At 30.6% G+C, this 16,495-nt stretch carries 14 protein-coding genes; 3 read left to right on the plus strand and 11 right to left on the minus strand.

Features of this window, described 5'->3' with window-relative positions; translation table 11 throughout:
• Position 1 precedes the first annotated feature (1 nt).
• From GOY08_RS12695 to GOY08_RS12745, 11 genes are read right to left on the minus strand one after another with little or no spacing between them, the layout of a single operon-like run.
• Positions 2 to 1,000 carry an ABC transporter ATP-binding protein gene (locus GOY08_RS12695; protein ID WP_158999293.1) on the minus strand — a complete coding sequence of 333 codons (999 nt, stop codon included), beginning with the start codon at positions 998 to 1,000 and terminating at the stop codon, positions 2 to 4.
• Between the two features lie 2 nt (positions 1,001 to 1,002).
• Positions 1,003 to 1,824, minus strand: coding sequence for an ABC transporter permease (locus GOY08_RS12700; RefSeq protein WP_158999294.1), 822 nt, complete (start codon positions 1,822 to 1,824; stop codon positions 1,003 to 1,005).
• A 12-nt stretch (positions 1,825 to 1,836) separates the two neighbouring features.
• Positions 1,837 to 5,382 carry an AAA family ATPase gene (locus GOY08_RS12705; RefSeq protein WP_158999295.1) on the minus strand — a complete coding sequence of 1,182 codons (3,546 nt, stop codon included), beginning with the start codon at positions 5,380 to 5,382 and terminating at the stop codon, positions 1,837 to 1,839.
• 23 nt (positions 5,383 to 5,405) lie between these two features.
• Positions 5,406 to 6,629, minus strand: a complete 1,224-nt coding sequence (gene sbcD, locus GOY08_RS12710; protein WP_158999296.1) for an exonuclease subunit SbcD — start codon at positions 6,627 to 6,629, stop codon at positions 5,406 to 5,408.
• Between the two features lie 31 nt (positions 6,630 to 6,660).
• Positions 6,661 to 7,419, minus strand: a complete 759-nt coding sequence (bamD, locus tag GOY08_RS12715) for an outer membrane protein assembly factor BamD (protein WP_158999297.1) — start codon at positions 7,417 to 7,419, stop codon at positions 6,661 to 6,663.
• Positions 7,420 to 7,453: 34 nt separating this feature from the next.
• Positions 7,454 to 7,867 (minus strand): methylmalonyl-CoA epimerase, encoded by a 414-nt coding sequence (mce, locus tag GOY08_RS12720; RefSeq protein WP_158999298.1) that lies wholly within the window; start codon positions 7,865 to 7,867, stop codon positions 7,454 to 7,456.
• Positions 7,868 to 7,876: 9 nt separating this feature from the next.
• Complete coding sequence (meaB, locus tag GOY08_RS12725; protein WP_158999299.1) at positions 7,877 to 8,875, minus strand: methylmalonyl Co-A mutase-associated GTPase MeaB; 999 nt, start codon at positions 8,873 to 8,875, stop codon at positions 7,877 to 7,879.
• Positions 8,876 to 8,879: 4 nt separating this feature from the next.
• Entirely contained in the window at positions 8,880 to 9,443 is a 564-nt protein-coding gene (locus tag GOY08_RS12730) for an acetyl-CoA carboxylase biotin carboxyl carrier protein subunit (protein WP_158999300.1), read from the minus strand.
• An 18-nt stretch (positions 9,444 to 9,461) separates the two neighbouring features.
• Complete coding sequence (accC, locus tag GOY08_RS12735; RefSeq protein WP_158999301.1) at positions 9,462 to 11,006, minus strand: acetyl-CoA carboxylase biotin carboxylase subunit; 1,545 nt, start codon at positions 11,004 to 11,006, stop codon at positions 9,462 to 9,464.
• 31 nt (positions 11,007 to 11,037) lie between these two features.
• On the minus strand, positions 11,038 to 12,594 hold the full coding sequence (locus GOY08_RS12740; RefSeq protein ID WP_235899679.1) for an acyl-CoA carboxylase subunit beta: 1,557 nt from the start codon (positions 12,592 to 12,594) through the stop codon (positions 11,038 to 11,040).
• A gap of 5 nt (positions 12,595 to 12,599) precedes the next feature.
• On the minus strand, positions 12,600 to 13,091 hold the full coding sequence (locus tag GOY08_RS12745; RefSeq protein ID WP_158999302.1) for a cobalamin B12-binding domain-containing protein: 492 nt from the start codon (positions 13,089 to 13,091) through the stop codon (positions 12,600 to 12,602).
• Positions 13,092 to 13,253: 162 nt separating this feature from the next.
• Here GOY08_RS12745 and udk point away from each other — a divergent pair, with 162 nt between their 5' ends.
• The 3 genes from udk to GOY08_RS12760 all read left to right on the plus strand — a co-directional run bounded on the left by udk (position 13,254) and on the right by GOY08_RS12760 (position 16,382).
• Complete coding sequence (udk, locus tag GOY08_RS12750; RefSeq protein ID WP_158999303.1) at positions 13,254 to 13,964, plus strand: uridine kinase; 711 nt, start codon at positions 13,254 to 13,256, stop codon at positions 13,962 to 13,964.
• 281 nt (positions 13,965 to 14,245) lie between these two features.
• Complete coding sequence (locus tag GOY08_RS12755) at positions 14,246 to 14,485, plus strand: hypothetical protein (protein ID WP_158999304.1); 240 nt, start codon at positions 14,246 to 14,248, stop codon at positions 14,483 to 14,485.
• A 286-nt stretch (positions 14,486 to 14,771) separates the two neighbouring features.
• Positions 14,772 to 16,382, plus strand: a complete 1,611-nt coding sequence (locus tag GOY08_RS12760; RefSeq protein ID WP_158999305.1) for an ABC transporter substrate-binding protein — start codon at positions 14,772 to 14,774, stop codon at positions 16,380 to 16,382.
• Positions 16,383 to 16,495 lie beyond the last annotated feature (113 nt).

The following is a 16,495-nucleotide window of genomic DNA, read 5'->3' on the forward strand; positions in this document are numbered from 1 at the left end:
TTTATTTTACAAGAATATCACCAGCATTTATTTTTACAAAAACATCTTCTAAACCAGGTGATTCAGTACATATGTCATTAATTTTAAGTTTTAACTTATCAGTGACAATATGGAGAATATTTACTGAATCTAAGAAAGAACTCATACTACCATGAATATAAGGTAAAGATAATTTTAATGCCCCTGTGCTTTGTGTCACTGTTTTAATTGCTTCTACTCCAACATTTTTTTCTTTTAAATAGGGTTGATTTTCCTCAATCCAAGTTTTTACATTTGAGACTTCAGTAAAACAACAGACTTTATGCATACCACCTAACGCGAGCAAATCTGCATTTTCTTTTAAAGTTACTATTTCACCTTGTTTTATAATAGCAATTCTGCTGCAAAATTCTTCTGCTTCTTGCAAATAGTGAGTGGTTAAAATAATTGTTAAGCCCTCTTTGTGTAAATCCTCAATAAATTCCCACATACTTTTTCTAAGTTGAATATCAACACCTGCTGTGGGTTCATCTAAAACTAATATTTTTGGTTTATGCACTAATGCTCTGGCTATCATCATTCTTCGCTTCATTCCACCACTTAATTCACGAGTTGTTTTTTTCTCATGATCAAGCAGCATTAGTTTATCTAACAAAAAATGGATCCATTCTGTATCAGGTTTAAAGCCAGATAGCTTACTTTGAATTTTAAGCATAGTAGGTAAATTAAAGAATGTATCGGCGATTAATTCTTGCTGAACAACCCCTAATAATCTTTTTGTTTCAGATGTATTTTTAGAAACACTTAACCCCTCAACAAAAACATCGCCAGTAGTTGGTTTATTTATTCCAGCTAAAAGACTTAATAGCGTTGTTTTTCCTGCACCATTATGCCCTAATAAGCCAAAGCATTCTCCTTTCTTAATTTGCAAATCAATCGGTTTTAAGGCAGTAAACAAATCACCTTTTGGCAATTTATATGTCTTACTTGCATTTTTAAATTCAATAGCAATATTGCTCATTATTATGCCCTCAAACCAAAGCCTGATTTTAAAACTTTAACCGAAAAAACTGAGGTTAAAATAAAAAAAAGTATTGATACAGAAAAACTAATTAAAGGAGATGTATCTGAAATACCTAAAATTGAGAAACGAAACATACTCACTATATAAAATATTGGATTAAAATATCTTATAAATTGAATCCATTCAGGAAAAGTATTGAATGAAAAAAATACTCCAGAAAAAAAGATTAATGGCTGAACTATAAAAGAAATTAAAATACCTACTTGATCCCAACTTTTACAAACAGCTCCAGCAGCTATACCAATACTTCCAAATATTCCTGTAGCCAAAAACAATGCTATAATTAATAAAAATGGGTTAAATGGAATAAAAGTCCAAGCACATAAAAATCCAGCCGCAAGGACTGCTAAAGTAACAATTAATGAGCGAATTACTGCACCACTAATATAAGCAAACCACATTGCAAATGGAGAAAGAGGTGCCATTAAAACATCTACAATTGTTCCACTCCATTTAGCAATCATAATACTACTCATTGGATTTTGTAGCCCAGCATTTACTACTTCCATCGCAATAATTCCTGGGATTAAGAAAACTACATAATCATAACCATGTGTCAGAACATGATCATTATTTTTGGAAATTAATTTTCCTAATGCTAAACCAAACAAGCCAAAATAAAGAATAGCACTTCCAAAGGGAGCTAAAATTGTTTGTGCTGGGACTGCAAAAAATCGACGAACTTCTCTTTCAAAGACGCCGAAACCCGGAAGCCAAGATTTTCCTTCGGCTTCTTTTTTCAAGTATTCTTGAATATTCATTAAAACCTCAAATCAAATATTTTCAACTTTCAATGCGGAATGTCCATTACCTAGTTTTTCAACAATTATCCTTGCACCGATAGCTTCTTTTAAAAATTCAACATGACTAATGATACCCACTTGAGTACCAGTTGAATATAATGATTCTAAGGCACTCATCGCAACTTGCAAGGTTGAGGGATCCAATGTTCCAAAACCCTCATCAAGCAAGATGGTTTCTATTGGCATTTTTACTGTTCTGTAATCAGCTAAAGCTAAGGCGAGAGCTAAAGAAACAAGAAAGGTTTCTCCACCTGAAAGAGTTTTAAATGATCTTAACTCATTTGCATGATATGCATCTTTAATGGCAAATGCGAGTCGTGGTTTATTATCTGAATCTAAGGCGGGCGCCAACGAATAACGTTTTTCAAATCTTGTTAGATGATAATTAGCTTTTCCTATTAATTCTTCTAAATTTAAAATTTGCGCAAATTTTTTAAATTGTTCACCATTATTAATCCCTATTATTTGATGCAGTTTTAACCAAACAGAATATTCATTTTTTAGAGCATTCAATTCATTAAAATATTTTTGGGAAATTTCTTTATTAACAATATTTTTTTCTATTTGTAATTGAATACCAGCTTTTTGAGAATTTAATTCTTCAATTTTTACTACTAAATTATTTTTAATTTCTGAAAGTTCTTCTAAGTTTTCAATATATCCGTTTATTTTTAAAGTTCTATGTTGATTTAAATCTTCATTTCTTTGATGCATTATAGCTAAAGCAGTTGATTTTTCTAATTCTAATTCATTAGTAATAGTTTCAAAATTTTCTTTGGTATTTTCATCAAGAAAGTGTTGCAAAATTTCTTCTTTTATTACTTTATTTTTTTTACATTCTAAATCTATTGTTGTCGAGTAAACAAATAAAGCATCTAGTAACTGTTTTTCCCTCAACTCATTTTCTTGAATCAAATTTTTGATTAACTTAATTTTATTTTCTTTCTCACTTAACTGTTCTTTCTCTTGCATTAAAGTTTTATATTTATCTTCTAATTCTTTAAACATAATTCTTTCAATTTCATCAGGATTTTCTCCTGAAAAAATGGTTAAAATCTCTTTATCTAGATTTCCTAATTTTCTTTCTACTTCAATTAAATTCTGAGAAATATCTGAAATATTTTTCTCTCTAATTATAATATCCTTTTCTATAGATACTTTTTTATGATTTAAAGAAGTCAAATTTATATCTAATTCACGAAATTTAGAAAAATAATTATTCTCAACTAATTGAATTTGATAATTATCTTGATATTTTATTTTTATTGTTTTTTTATAGTTTTCAAAATTAAAATTTTCTTCAAAATACAGAAGAATATCTATAATATCTTTAATACTTATATTTATTTTACTACTTATATCTTTTAGATTAATATATTTTTCTTTTAGTAAATTATATTTATCGAGTTTATCTTGAAGATTATTTAAAGAGTTTTCAATATTTTCTATTTTTTGTTCATTTTTAGTTTCTTCTATTTTTATATGCTGGAAAATTTTCTCACTTGTTAAATCATTTATAGAATTTGATAAATTTAGAAGCTTTGCAATTAAATTTAATTTATCTTTTTTTTCTTTATTTAACTCATCAATATCTTTTTTTAAGTTAATTACCTGCTCTTTAAATACCAATATATTTACTTCAATAGTGCTTAATTCTTTCCTAGAATTTTCTAAAATAATTTCTTTTTGTTTTAACTGTTCGGATAAAAATTCATATTGACTTAGAATATCTAAATCAGCAGTACGAAAAGATTTTTCAGAAAAATAAGGATGACTTGAGCTTCCACACAAAGGGCATTCTTCACCGCTGACTAATAATTGTCTTTTTTCTGCAATATTTAAATGCCATGCAAGTTTCGTTAAGTTACTTTTTAATTCATTAATATTATTTATTTCATTTATATATAAATTTTTATCTGTATATACTTTCTCATTCTCACGAAATATAAATAGTTCATTTTCTTCAATCTTTCTTTTTATTTTTTCAATATTTTCTTCAATACTTTGGAGACTTTCAAAATGAAATGAGGCTTTTGAAATATCATTTTTACTTAAAATCAAAATATCCCTTTGATGATGAAAATCTTTTATTTTATCTTGAGGTTTTTCAAAAGGTAAACAAGTAAGAATTAAATCTTTTTTAATATTTTCAAAATCATTTTTTATTTTTGTAAACTCTTTATCGGCAAAATATTCATCCTGTATTAAATTATTTAATGAAACAAGAATATCTTTATGCAAATTATTTTTTTTCTTATTTTCTTCTAAAATTGAAATATCTATTGCTTTATATTGCGCAATAAATTTTTCTTTTTCTTGCATATAAAAATTTTTCTTTTCCTTATATTCTGTTATTTTATTTAATAGGAATTCTTTTTCAATTCTTAATTCTTTAGCTTTAGCAAGGAATGGTCTTTTTTTCTCATTCTCAATTTTTAAATTTTCATAAACTGATTGATATTTTTCAATATTCAATTTTAAAAAATCTACATGACTTTCGTATAAATTGACTTCATTTTTATTTTTTGCTTTCTGTTCATATAAATTTTGTAAATCAATTTTTAAACTATCATGTTTAAAAATTATCTCTATTACATTTGCAAATTTCTTATAATTTTTATATTTGTTAATTATTTCAATATTTTCTTGATATTTTTTTTCTATATCATTAAATTTAATCTGAGCCTCAATATACTTATTTTGTAATAAAATATTTTTTTCAATCCAATCAATATTTTTTTGTATTTTCTGCAAATTATCATCATTAGATGCAAATTCGATTTGATTTTTATTTAAACAATTAAAAAGATTATCTTCTTGTTCAGTTGTTAATACTTCAATTCCGCTATATTTTAGTGATGCTAATGATAATTTTTCCTCTAATTCTTTCTTTTTTTCTGCCGCTTTTTTTCCAATTTCTTTATATTTTTCCGTATTTGTCAATCTTTCTAATATAGCAGCACGTTCCTCTTCATTTGCCTTTAAAAAAGCGGCAAATTCACCTTGCGCGAGTAAAACCATCCTTTTAAAATCTTCTACAGTAAGATATTCCAATACTTTATTAAAATGAGGTTCAAAAAATTTTGGTCGATAGTCACTAACAATCTGCTCCCAGTCATTTAACTTTTCAGAAAAACATTCTAATACTCTTCTAGGATCTTTAAAGTTTCCATCTGGTTTTTTATAAGCTCTTTCACATTGCCAAGTTGCTCTATATTTAACAGTTTTATTATTTTCTTGTTTTGAAAAAGTTAACTGAGAATATGCAAATGTTGTTCCTTTAGACATAATTTGTCTACAATCATTTTCGGGATCTTTATCTGATTTTGCTTTTGTTAAACGTGGTGTTTGTCCAAATAAGGCCAGACACATAGCATCCATTAATGTTGATTTTCCTGCTCCAGTGGCTCCCATTACTAAAAAAAGAGGTGCATTACAAAGATCTTTTTCAAAATCAATGCTGTGAAAACCATATAGTGAATTTAAATTTTCTAGTTGTATTTTTATTAGTTTCAATTTAATTTCCTTTATTAAACAAATTAAATATTTTCTTCATTTAATAAACTACGAAATGCTTGCAATAAATTTTCATCTACAATTTCATTATATGTGTCGCACATTTTAAGAAAAACTTGTTCAGGAGTGAGCTCTTTCAAAGAAAATGCTTCTTTACTTGCTAAAACATTATTGTCAGACTTAGCTGGAATTTGTCTAATATAAGCAATAATAGGTGAAGCATCTTGAAATTTATTTTTTAGTATATTTTTTAGTTCTAGATCCAGCCCAGAATGATAGCTATTTACTTGCACCGAAATAGCCAAAATTGGAGGCATTGGAGTTTGCCAAGAAATATTGAGTAATATCGAATGTATTTGTTCCAAATTAGATTTTACTTCTAAAATTTTTCTTAGTACAGGCACTTCAATTTTCTGGACAGTTTTTGCTTTTGAACCTTTTTCATAGGATATAAGTTGAACATATCTTGGATAATTTGATTCCTTAATAGATAGAGGTATGGGTGACCCACTATAATATGCATTTGATTGATCAACTCGATATGCTCTGTGAATATGTCCTAAAGCTATATAGGAGTATCTAGAATCAAATATTGCAGAAGGAAGTCCTCCCATTGTTCCAATCATATGGATTTCCTGTGGTGCATCATCTAACTCACTTCCTCGACAGGCCATATGCCCTGTTGCAATAATAGGCGCATCTTGAGCTATTTGTTCAGCAGCATCTGCAAGATCAAAATAAAAGTTTTGAATTTTTTCTTTAAAGAGAGAATGAATTTCACTTTCATTATGCATTGAAGTCCTTACTCCAAGCCTGTATTCATGAATAAAAGGAACAGCAGCTACAACCAACTCAACAGCATTTTGTTCATTTTTAAGTGAACAAAGATATCGGCTAAAGTCTTTCCCATCTACTGAAATTCCTCCAACAATAAAGACATCAAGAAGTTTTAAGAGCTCAGCAGGCGCATCGAGTCTGGTTGGAGAATCGTGATTTCCTCCTACAATGATTACTTTTTTTACATCAGTTTTTTGTGAAACCGATAAAAGAAATTGATAGTAAATTCTTTGCGCTTCTGCTGATGGTTGAGTTTGATCGAAAAGATCGCCAGCAATAATCAAGACAACAATTTCTTGTTCCTTTAAAAAGGGAATCAACCAATTTAAAAAAAATTTATGATCTTCTTCTCGTCCAATGCCTTCAAAAGTTGCTCCTAAATGCCAGTCGGAAGTATGAAGAATTTTCATAATTACCTTCTTCTATTTTTTGAATGTAATGTCACTTTAGAGATAATATTTCTTTTGCTTTTTGGCGTAAATCATTAGGCTTAACATTTTTAATGACAGCAAATTGATCAGAATCAGGGTTTTCTTCTAAGAAGTCCGCCATTTCTTCATAACAAACAGCAGCTCTTTCCTTTGCTTCTAATTTAAGATCATCATATTGAGGATATTTTGTTAATATTTCTAAATATCTATTTAATGCTGCAGAATATAAGTCTTTGCGCCAATAAAAACGAGCAATAAACATTTCGTGTTCAGCCAAGCGCCTTGTTAAGACTTTTATTCTTTCGGTTGCCTCAGGAATAAATTCAGCATTAGGGTAATTTTTTATATAGAAACTATATTTTATAATAGCTTTCCTTGCCGAAACTTGTTCTCTGTCAATTTCTTCAGAAGCCTGTAAATCATTTGAGTTTGCTATTCTATAGTGCACAAAAGGAACGTTTTTATTGATCGGGTTACGACGAGCAAAATCTTCATATGCAGCTATGGCTTCAGGATATTTTCCTGATAAGTAGTAAGCATTTGCTTGCATAAGCTCTGCTTCAGGTAAGTTTTTTGAATAAGGATAACGTGCTTTATATTCATCGACATTGGACACGACATCGGACCAATTTTTATCTTCAAATTCATCACGTATACGCGTTATTCCTTCTTCCTGAGATTGTTCGGAAATAGGTACTGTGCGACAAGATACAACCGAAAAAAGAAAGAAAAAACTTAGAATAAGAACATAAAACTTTTGAATTGGCATAAATAAAATTTCTTCTTTAAATGTTTGACGAAAGTTATACTGCGGTTTGCTCCTCGACTAATTCGACAAGCACTCCACCTGTAGCATGTGGATGAACAAATACAATACGTGTATTATGTGCACCATACCTTGGCTTTTCATCAATAAGCCGAATATTATTTTTTTTCAAATAATCTATCCAATTGTCTAGATTTTGCACTTCAAATGCAATATGTTGAATACCAGCACCTCTAGTTTCCAAAAATTTAGCTATCGGACTATCTTCAGCAGTAGGCGAAAGAAGCTCTAATCTAGAAAATTCGCAACGTAAAAATTCAACAGCAACTTTTTGTTCTGCAACAACTTCACTGCCTTCATGATTCAAGTGTAAAATTTCATTAAAAAACTTTTTTGCCTGAGCGAGATCTTTGGGAACAATTCCTAAATGGTTAATTCTCTTAATATGCATATCATTATCCTATTTTAATTCTTTCTGAAAAATTGCATTAGCTATCGACATTGCGGTAGTTTTGCCTAAAGATAATAGTTCTATTTCTTCAATACTAATTTGCTTGACTTTTTCTTGAAAAACTTCATCTGCAAGAATTAATATATTTTGTAAAATTTCATTTCGGAGTCTTAAAAATCTTAATTTTTTTCCAATTGAACTATTTTTTTCAAATTCTTCATGTTGGAGAAAAGATTTTACTACATCTTGTATTCCTTCATGATTGGCAGCAGATGTTTTTAGAACTGGAGGATGCCAAAGATTTTCTGCATTAGGAGTTATATTTTCTTTTAATTCCTGAATCATTCTTGAGGCATCTGCTAGATCACATTTATTGATAATATAAATATTAGCTAATTGCAAAATACCAGATTTCATTAATTGAATTTCATCACCACTATTAGGCATTAAAACTAGAACTGTTGAATCTGCTAAACTGGTAATTTCACTTTCACTTTGCCCAATTCCGACGGTTTCAACCAAGATGTAATCAAAATTTAAAACCGAAGCCAAACGTATTGCACTGCGAGTAGCTCGTGCAACTCCACCTAAAGCACCACGAGATCCCATCGAACGAATAAAGACATTAGGATCACGAAAATGGTCTTGCATTCTGACTCTATCACCAAGAATAGCTCCGCCAGTTAAAGAGGAAGATGGATCTACAGCAAAAATCGCTACTTTTTTTCCTAATTGCCTTAACTCTTTTACAAGTAAATTTGTAAGGGTCGATTTTCCAGCCCCTGGTAAACCCGTAATTCCAATGATTCTTGCTTGCATTATTGCACTGGTGGAGAGATTTGGGTGCGAAAGTAATTTGGGAGCGAGTAAAGGATCATTTTCCACAAATGTTATCGCTTTGCTTAAGGCTCTTATTTGTGAATTCCATTGATCAACATTTTCAAGACAAGTTTTTCCAATTAAAGAATTTACAACAGAATTAATATCAATGGATTGTTTTATCTTCATTCAATTAACCTTGATTAGTAGGAGACAAATATAAAAGGAAATCACCAACAGCAACGCTGCTGCCTTTACTAATTTTTATTTTAGATATTATGCCATCGCACTCAGCAACAATTCTATTCTCCATTTTCATAGCTTCGATAATAACTAAAGGATCTCCTTCTTTTACAGCAGATTGCTCAGAAACTAATACAGAAACAATCTTTCCTGTCATTGGAGATTTTAATTCTCCTCCTAGTAAATTTGCTAAATTTGTTCTTGATTGAACAGGTTTAACAACATTAGCTAGATAATTTTTTTGTTGAATGTAATTATGACTTTTTATACCAAATCTGTAGTGTTCACCTTTTTTTTCAATAAAAGTATTATTCACACGAATTACTTTATTTCCGATTAAAAGACTTCTTCCATCTGCTAAAAAAGTGCATTTTTCTTCTATTATTTCTCCCAAACCATTTTGAATATAGAGCGAAAAAAACTCTCCTTTTGATAAATGCATAAAATCAATAGAAGCAGGCACATTAATAATAAATTCTTCTTTTCCTTTAGCTTTTTGCACATGAATTTTCATAAAAATATACTCCTATCCTTATCTTCTTGTACTTTCTAAACGAAAAGCATTTGCCCAGGCAGATGGAACTTCTGGTAGTACATTTACTTTTGCTTCTAATTTTGCTTTTTGATCTGTAACTTTAATTGCAACAACAGCAGCTTCTTCTTTAGTTAATATAGCATGTATATGTTCAGAATTTTCAATTAATTTATCATTTTCTTCAATAAAACGTGTTGTATAGTTACCTTCTCGAAAGCTTGGATATTCTATGAGCGCTTGATGAAATGGTATTGTTGTTTGAATTCCTTCTATTTGGAATTCACTTAGTGCTCTTGCCATTTTATTTAAAGCATCATTTCGATTAGTTCCATAAACAATTAACTTTGCAATCATAGAATCATAAAATTCAGGAATTTTATAACCAGCATAAATATGTGAGTCTACTCTAACTCCAGGGCCAGTCGGAAACTCTAATTCCTTAATACATCCAGGATCAGGACGAAAATTATTAAATGGATCTTCTGAATTAATTCTTGCTTCGATTGCCCAACCACGCATACAAAGATCTTTTTGTGCAAAAGGGAGTTTTTCACCCATAGCTATTTTTAATTGCATTTGTAATAAATCAACGCCTGTTACGATTTCCGTAACTGGATGTTCAACCTGAATTCGAGTGTTCATTTCCATAAAATAAAATTTAGTAGGCGATTCTAAGATAAACTCTATAGTACCAGCATTAACGTAACCCACACTTTGTGCAGCTCTTACAGCTATTTCACCCATTTTATGTCTTGTTTCAGCACTAATGTAACTTGATGGTGCTTCTTCTATTAGCTTTTGATGCCTTCTTTGAATAGTGCAGTCACGTTCAAATAAATGGACAATATTCCCATGCGAATCAGCTAAAACTTGAAATTCAACATGTCTTGGATGTTCTATATACCGCTCACAAAAAACGTCAGCATTGCCAAAATAACTTAGAGCTTCTCTTTGACAAGCTTCAAATGCTTGCGCAAGCTCTTCGTCTTTCCGAACAACTCGCATTCCTTTGCCACCCCCACCAGCAGCAGCTTTTAAGATCAGTGGATACCCTACTTGATGAACAGTATCTTGCAGATCTTTTAAATCTTTCAAGGGTTCGTTCTTTCCAGGACTACATGGAACTCCCGCTTCTGTTACTTTTCTTTTTGCTAATGTTTTATCTCCCATGGCATGAATAGATGCAGGGGAAGGTCCAATCCAAACTAAACCTGCTTTTAAAACTTCATTAGCAAATTCTGCACTTTCAGATAAAAAACCAAAACCAGGATGAACAGCTTCTGCTTCTAATTCTTTTGCGGCATTTAAAATATTTTGAATATTTAAATAACTTTCATTACTTGGTGCATTGCCAATCCAACATGCGGAATCAGCTAAAGCAACATGTCTAGAATGCAGATCCGCCGATGAATAAACAGCTAAAGGTGACAAACCTAAATCACGACAAGCACGAATAATACGCACACCAATTTCACCTCTATTGGCGATAAGTACTCTTTTAAATGGCCTATGTATTAATGGTAAATATTGATCATTAAACATTTTAAAAATCCCATCTTGAATAATATTTTAATTATAAAGGAATATTGCCGTGTTTTCTTTTTGGTAACTCTTTTCGCTTTTGTTTATTTAAAATGAGAGCTTGAATTAGCAATTTTCTTGTTAATTTAGGTTCGATTACGTCATCTATAAAACCTTGCTGAGCCGTGACGTATGGATTTGCAAAAGTATCACGGTAGTTTTGAATTAATTCTTGTCTTTTTTGCTCAGGATTTATTGATTTTGCAATATCATTTTTGAATATAATGTTGCACGCACCTTCAGGTCCCATAACTGCAATTTCAGCACTTGGCCATGCAATATTATAATCAGCACCAATATGTTTTGAATTCATTACATCATAAGCACCACCGTATGCTTTTCTAGTAATGACTGTAAATCGTGGAACTGTAGCTTCACAAAAAGCATAAAGTAACTTAGCACCATGTTTAATTATTCCGCGCCATTCTTGTTCAGTTCCAGGAAGAAAACCAGGTACATCAGTAAAAACTATTAAAGGAATATTGAATGCATCACAAAAACGAACGAAACGTGCCGCTTTAATACTTGCATTAATATCTAAGACACCTGCTAAATTCATAGGATCATTTGCAACAATTCCTACAGATTGGCCTTGTAGACGAGCAAAACCTATTATCATATTTTTTGCATAATTAGGTTGCAGCTCTAAAAAAGAGTCCAAATCACAAACACGCTTAATAATATCGCGCATATTGTAAGGTTGATTTGGATTATCTGGAATAATTGAATTGAGTTCTATGTCTGCTCTGTCTGCTGCATCACTACACCTATGCAAAGGAGGAGCTTCTAAATTATTTTGCGGAAGATAAGATATTAATTTTTTCACAAATGCGATGGTTTCATACTCATCTGCACAAGCTGCATCGGCCACACCGCTTTTTATATGATGGGTATCAGCTCCACCTAGCGATTCAAAGTCAACATCTTCTCCAGTTACCGTTTTTATCACATCAGGCCCAGTAATGAACATATGTGAGGAAGTTTGAGTCATTACGATAAAATCAGTAATAGCTGGAGAGTATACGGCACCGCCCGCACAAGGGCCTAAAATTGCACTAATTTGGGGAATAACTCCACTTGCTATTGTGTTGCGATAAAAAATATCTGCATACCCACCTAAACTTGAAACACCTTCTTGTATTCGTGCCCCACCACTGTCATTTAAACCTATAATTGGAGCGCCATTTTGCAAAGCTAAATCCATAACTTTACAGATTTTTTTTGCATGCATAGCCCCTAAAGAGCCTCCAAAAACAGTGAAATCTTGAGCAAAAACATATACAGGACGACCAGCAATAAATCCATATCCAGTGACAACTCCATCACCAAGAAATTTTTGCTTTTGCATGTCAAACTGTTCACAATTATGAGTAACAAAAGCATCTAATTCAACGAAGGAATTGCTATCAAGGAGCTCTTGAATTCTTTCGCGTGCAGTCATTTTTCCTTTTTCATGCTGAGCATCAATTCTTTTCTGCCCACCACCAATAAATGCCTTATTCCGTTCCTCTTTCAATTTTAAAATTGCTTTTTCCGTACTCATTGTCATTTTAGTTACCCTTCAAGTATTTTTTTTATTTCAAGGATTACATCTTGTACTTTTGTTCCAGGAGTAAAAATGGCCTTTACACCCACTGATATTAAAAAAGGAATATCTTCGGCTGGGATTACACCTCCTCCAAAAACTGGAATGTCACCCCCTCCCTTTTCTTTTAAAGCTTCTATTAATTTAGGAAATAGGGTTTTATGGGCACCGGAAAGTAAAGATAAACCAACAATATCAACATCTTCTTGTATAGCCGTTTGTGCTACATCTTCTGTTGATTGGCGGACACCCGTATAGATAACTTCCATACCTGAGTCGCGGAGAGCTTTAGCAATGTATTTTGCACCTCTGTCATGTCCATCTAATCCACATTTTGCAATTAAAACTCGAGGAATTTTTGAAAACGAAACACCTCCAAGGATATGGGAGCCTCCACCCACTTCATCACTAGAATAACGGATAGGTGAAAGATTATTCAAAGAATAATAGGGCTTTATCATAGATTAAAATCCTGTATATGAAGAGCTCGATAGCAGATTACAAAGCGTTAGTGTATTTATTACGTATGATTTTGCAAGAATTTACAAAGATACTTGCAATACGAATAAATAAGAGCTAATGCTTTGCTGTTTTGAAAAGAATTACTATCAGGATGTCAAAATATGTGGCAGAAACATGCTTATAAATTACACTCGCTTGAGTATAAAGTACGAGAAGCAAAGGGAAAAAATAACATATTTGCTCGTCAATGGAATCAGCCTTATGTCATTGGCGTTTGTGGTGGTTCTGGCAGTGGAAAAACCACATTCTGTAAACAACTTGTTAAGTATTTGGGCAATGACAATGTTTTGCATATAAGCCAAGATGCTTATTACAAAGATTTAAGTCATCTGCCTTTTGAACAAAGAGCTGAAGTTAATTTTGATCATCCAGATATTATTGAGTTTCCTTTGCTTGCTGCGCACTTAGATGATCTCATGCTAGGAAAAGAAGTTAATTTACCTTTGTATGATTTTGCTAAACATAGCAGATTACTTGGAAATCAATACGCTTCTCCAAAACCTATTGTTGTTTTAGAGGGCGTTCTTTTATTTTCTGATTCAGATATCGAAAAAAGAATAAACCATAAGGTTTTTATCGATGCTTCAGAAAAAGTAAGATTTGAACGCAGACTCAAACGTGATGTGCGTGAAAGAGGAAGAACTCCTGAATCTGTTTATAAACAATTCAATCATTCTGTTAGCCCTATGCATAATATTTATGTTGAACCAGGAAAAACAAAAGCAGATCAAGTTGTTTCTGGTGAGCAATCTTTTGATAGTGTAATAGTTGACCTATCTCTAAAAATCATGAAAGAACTCTTTGCTAATTAAATTTTCTCTCTAAATTCCCTTTATTCTTTTTAACAAGTTGAATCGAAATTAAAATCAATTAAATACCCATTAAAAAAGCAGACAGTTTTGTCTGCAAAGATACTTTTACAGTTAAGTTTTCTTGATATGTAATTAACTACCATTTATTAGACACAGTAACTTGATAAGAAGGTCTCATTTAATAAGACTCTTTTTATTCATATTTTATATTTCGTTTCTTAAGATCATTTGTTATAATAATTTATAAACAAAATTGACATCTATTATTAAGGAGAAAATAAGTGGAATACTTATTGAGTAAGATATATTCTGATCCAATATATTCAATTAAAAGTTTAACGACTTTTCAACTAAATTACTTTCTTGATTACTTTAAATTTGAATGTCGTGACGAATATTATCCAACCAGTCAAGAATGTGCTGATGAAGATAAAGAAATAGCTTATTTAATTTATAAAAATATTAAAACAGAGATTAAGAAACGAGTTAAACTTGGCATTCCCTATAGACAACTACACTAAAATATTTCTTTCTAAAAATTATCTAAAAAAAAATAAATTAACATTCAATTTATAATTTTTATTGTAAAATTTTTTGCAAACAGCACCAGAGACTTCAAAAGTCAATATTGCCTTTTTTTAAAACATTTAAGTAATTTATTTTTTTATAAAAAATTATAAATCTAATGACTTTTTTTCCATTTATGATATTAAATAATTAGTTATTTTATCTGTTTCTTGAATATTTAACTTATACATTATGTAAGTTAAAAAGAAACCTTATTAGCTACAAGGAAGTATCTAAATTATGAAAAAAATGACAAAATATTTTGTTATTCCAAGTTTACTAGGAATTGTAACAACAACAATTTGGTTTTTAAAACCTAAATCTGGCTTTGCAGAAAATTCGATTGATAAATCAATTTTAACTATCAACATGGCAGACGTAGCAAGTATACCATGGGATAATGATGTTTCCGGGGTCCACACAGTAGAAACTTTCTCAGCTGCGGTTCATGGCAGCCTTGTTGATGTTGCTTTTTTAGGTAGCACAAATAACACAAATCAAAATATCTTATTTGAAAACACCCAATGCGAAGATACTAAGTGCATCGCTAAATTAAAAAAAGGCGTATATTTTCATAATGGGAGAGAAGTTAATGCATATGATGTGGAATTTTCTTTTACAAGACCATTGATTTACCTTGAAGGAAGCAATTTTGCTCAAACTATTCTTGATGATATTGTTGGAGTTAATGATGCTAAAAAAGAGAATATTGTATATGAAAAAATAGATAATATTAATTATCCTTCGAAAGGTATATTAGGTTTAAAAGTAATCGATAAATATAATATTCAATTTGAACTAAAAAGATATAATAAAAGATTTTTTGAAAGAATATCTGACGGAAGATTGCCCATCGTTCCCATTGAAGAGTTTAATGAAACCTTTACTAATTGGAAACTTTATCCAGTAGGTTTTGGAAAATATAAAGTCACTAAAGCAGACTTTAAAAAACATGAATATTTTCTTCAAAAAGCATCTGCAGAAGAAAAAATTCCAAGCTATATAAAACTCATTTTTGGGAACGAAAATGGAGGTGATATAAAAATGCTTTTGGGAGGTCCTGAAAGAGGAGTTTCTGAAAATGAACATGTCATCATATTTTCAAATATATATTCAAATGCTGGATTTTTATATAACTTTCAAACGCCACTAGGAAGAAATGAAAACTTCAGAAAAGCTATTTCTTTAGCTTTAGATAGATACAAAATCGCTGAACATTCAACATTTCGAGAAATGCAAGCTGAAGATCAAATGCTTCCAAATAGTGGTTGGCAAAAGGAATATAGAGCTGATTTCCCAATACAAAAGCAAAACATTGCTGAAGCAAAAAAATTATTAAAAAAAGTTCCTGCTCATCTTTGGAAAAATAAAGTATTTGAAGTTCCAACATATTGGGAAGATGCAAAAGAAATATATTCTTTACCTTACATCTCCGAAATCCAAAGACAATTAAAAGAAGTTGGAATTAATGTTATATTCTTAAATACTGATATGAATTATGATAAATTTAAGAAAGATGATAAAAACGTTCTTTTCTTTACAGGTTTCGGATTTGCAAATCGTGACCCAAATAGAAATTTTAGACATTTTTTAAAAGGTTCTTATTTCACATATGAACAGCCAAATGATCCTCAATTAAAAACACTTTATGAAATAGCATCTAGGGAAGTAAATACAAATCCTGATCATACAAAAAAATTAAGTACTTATTTTCATAGTAAAAATTATATGACCATTATATTAAATCAAAGAATGTCTTTATCTTATGATAATAGAAAAATTATTAGCTTTGGTAATCAACATAATGGTATTCGATTAGCTCTATGGCAAATTAAAGTCAAAGAGGAATAAGATACTCTCTTTAATTACTTCTTCCTGTAACAAAGAAGAATATTTCTCTAAAAAAGTTAAAACTCAGACATTAAAATTACATATTTTTTAGATATTTTTTGAATAAAATTATT

Source organism: Pigmentibacter ruber (assembly GCF_009792895.1).
Classification (GTDB): Bacteria; Bdellovibrionota_B; Oligoflexia; order Silvanigrellales; family Silvanigrellaceae; genus Silvanigrella; species Silvanigrella rubra.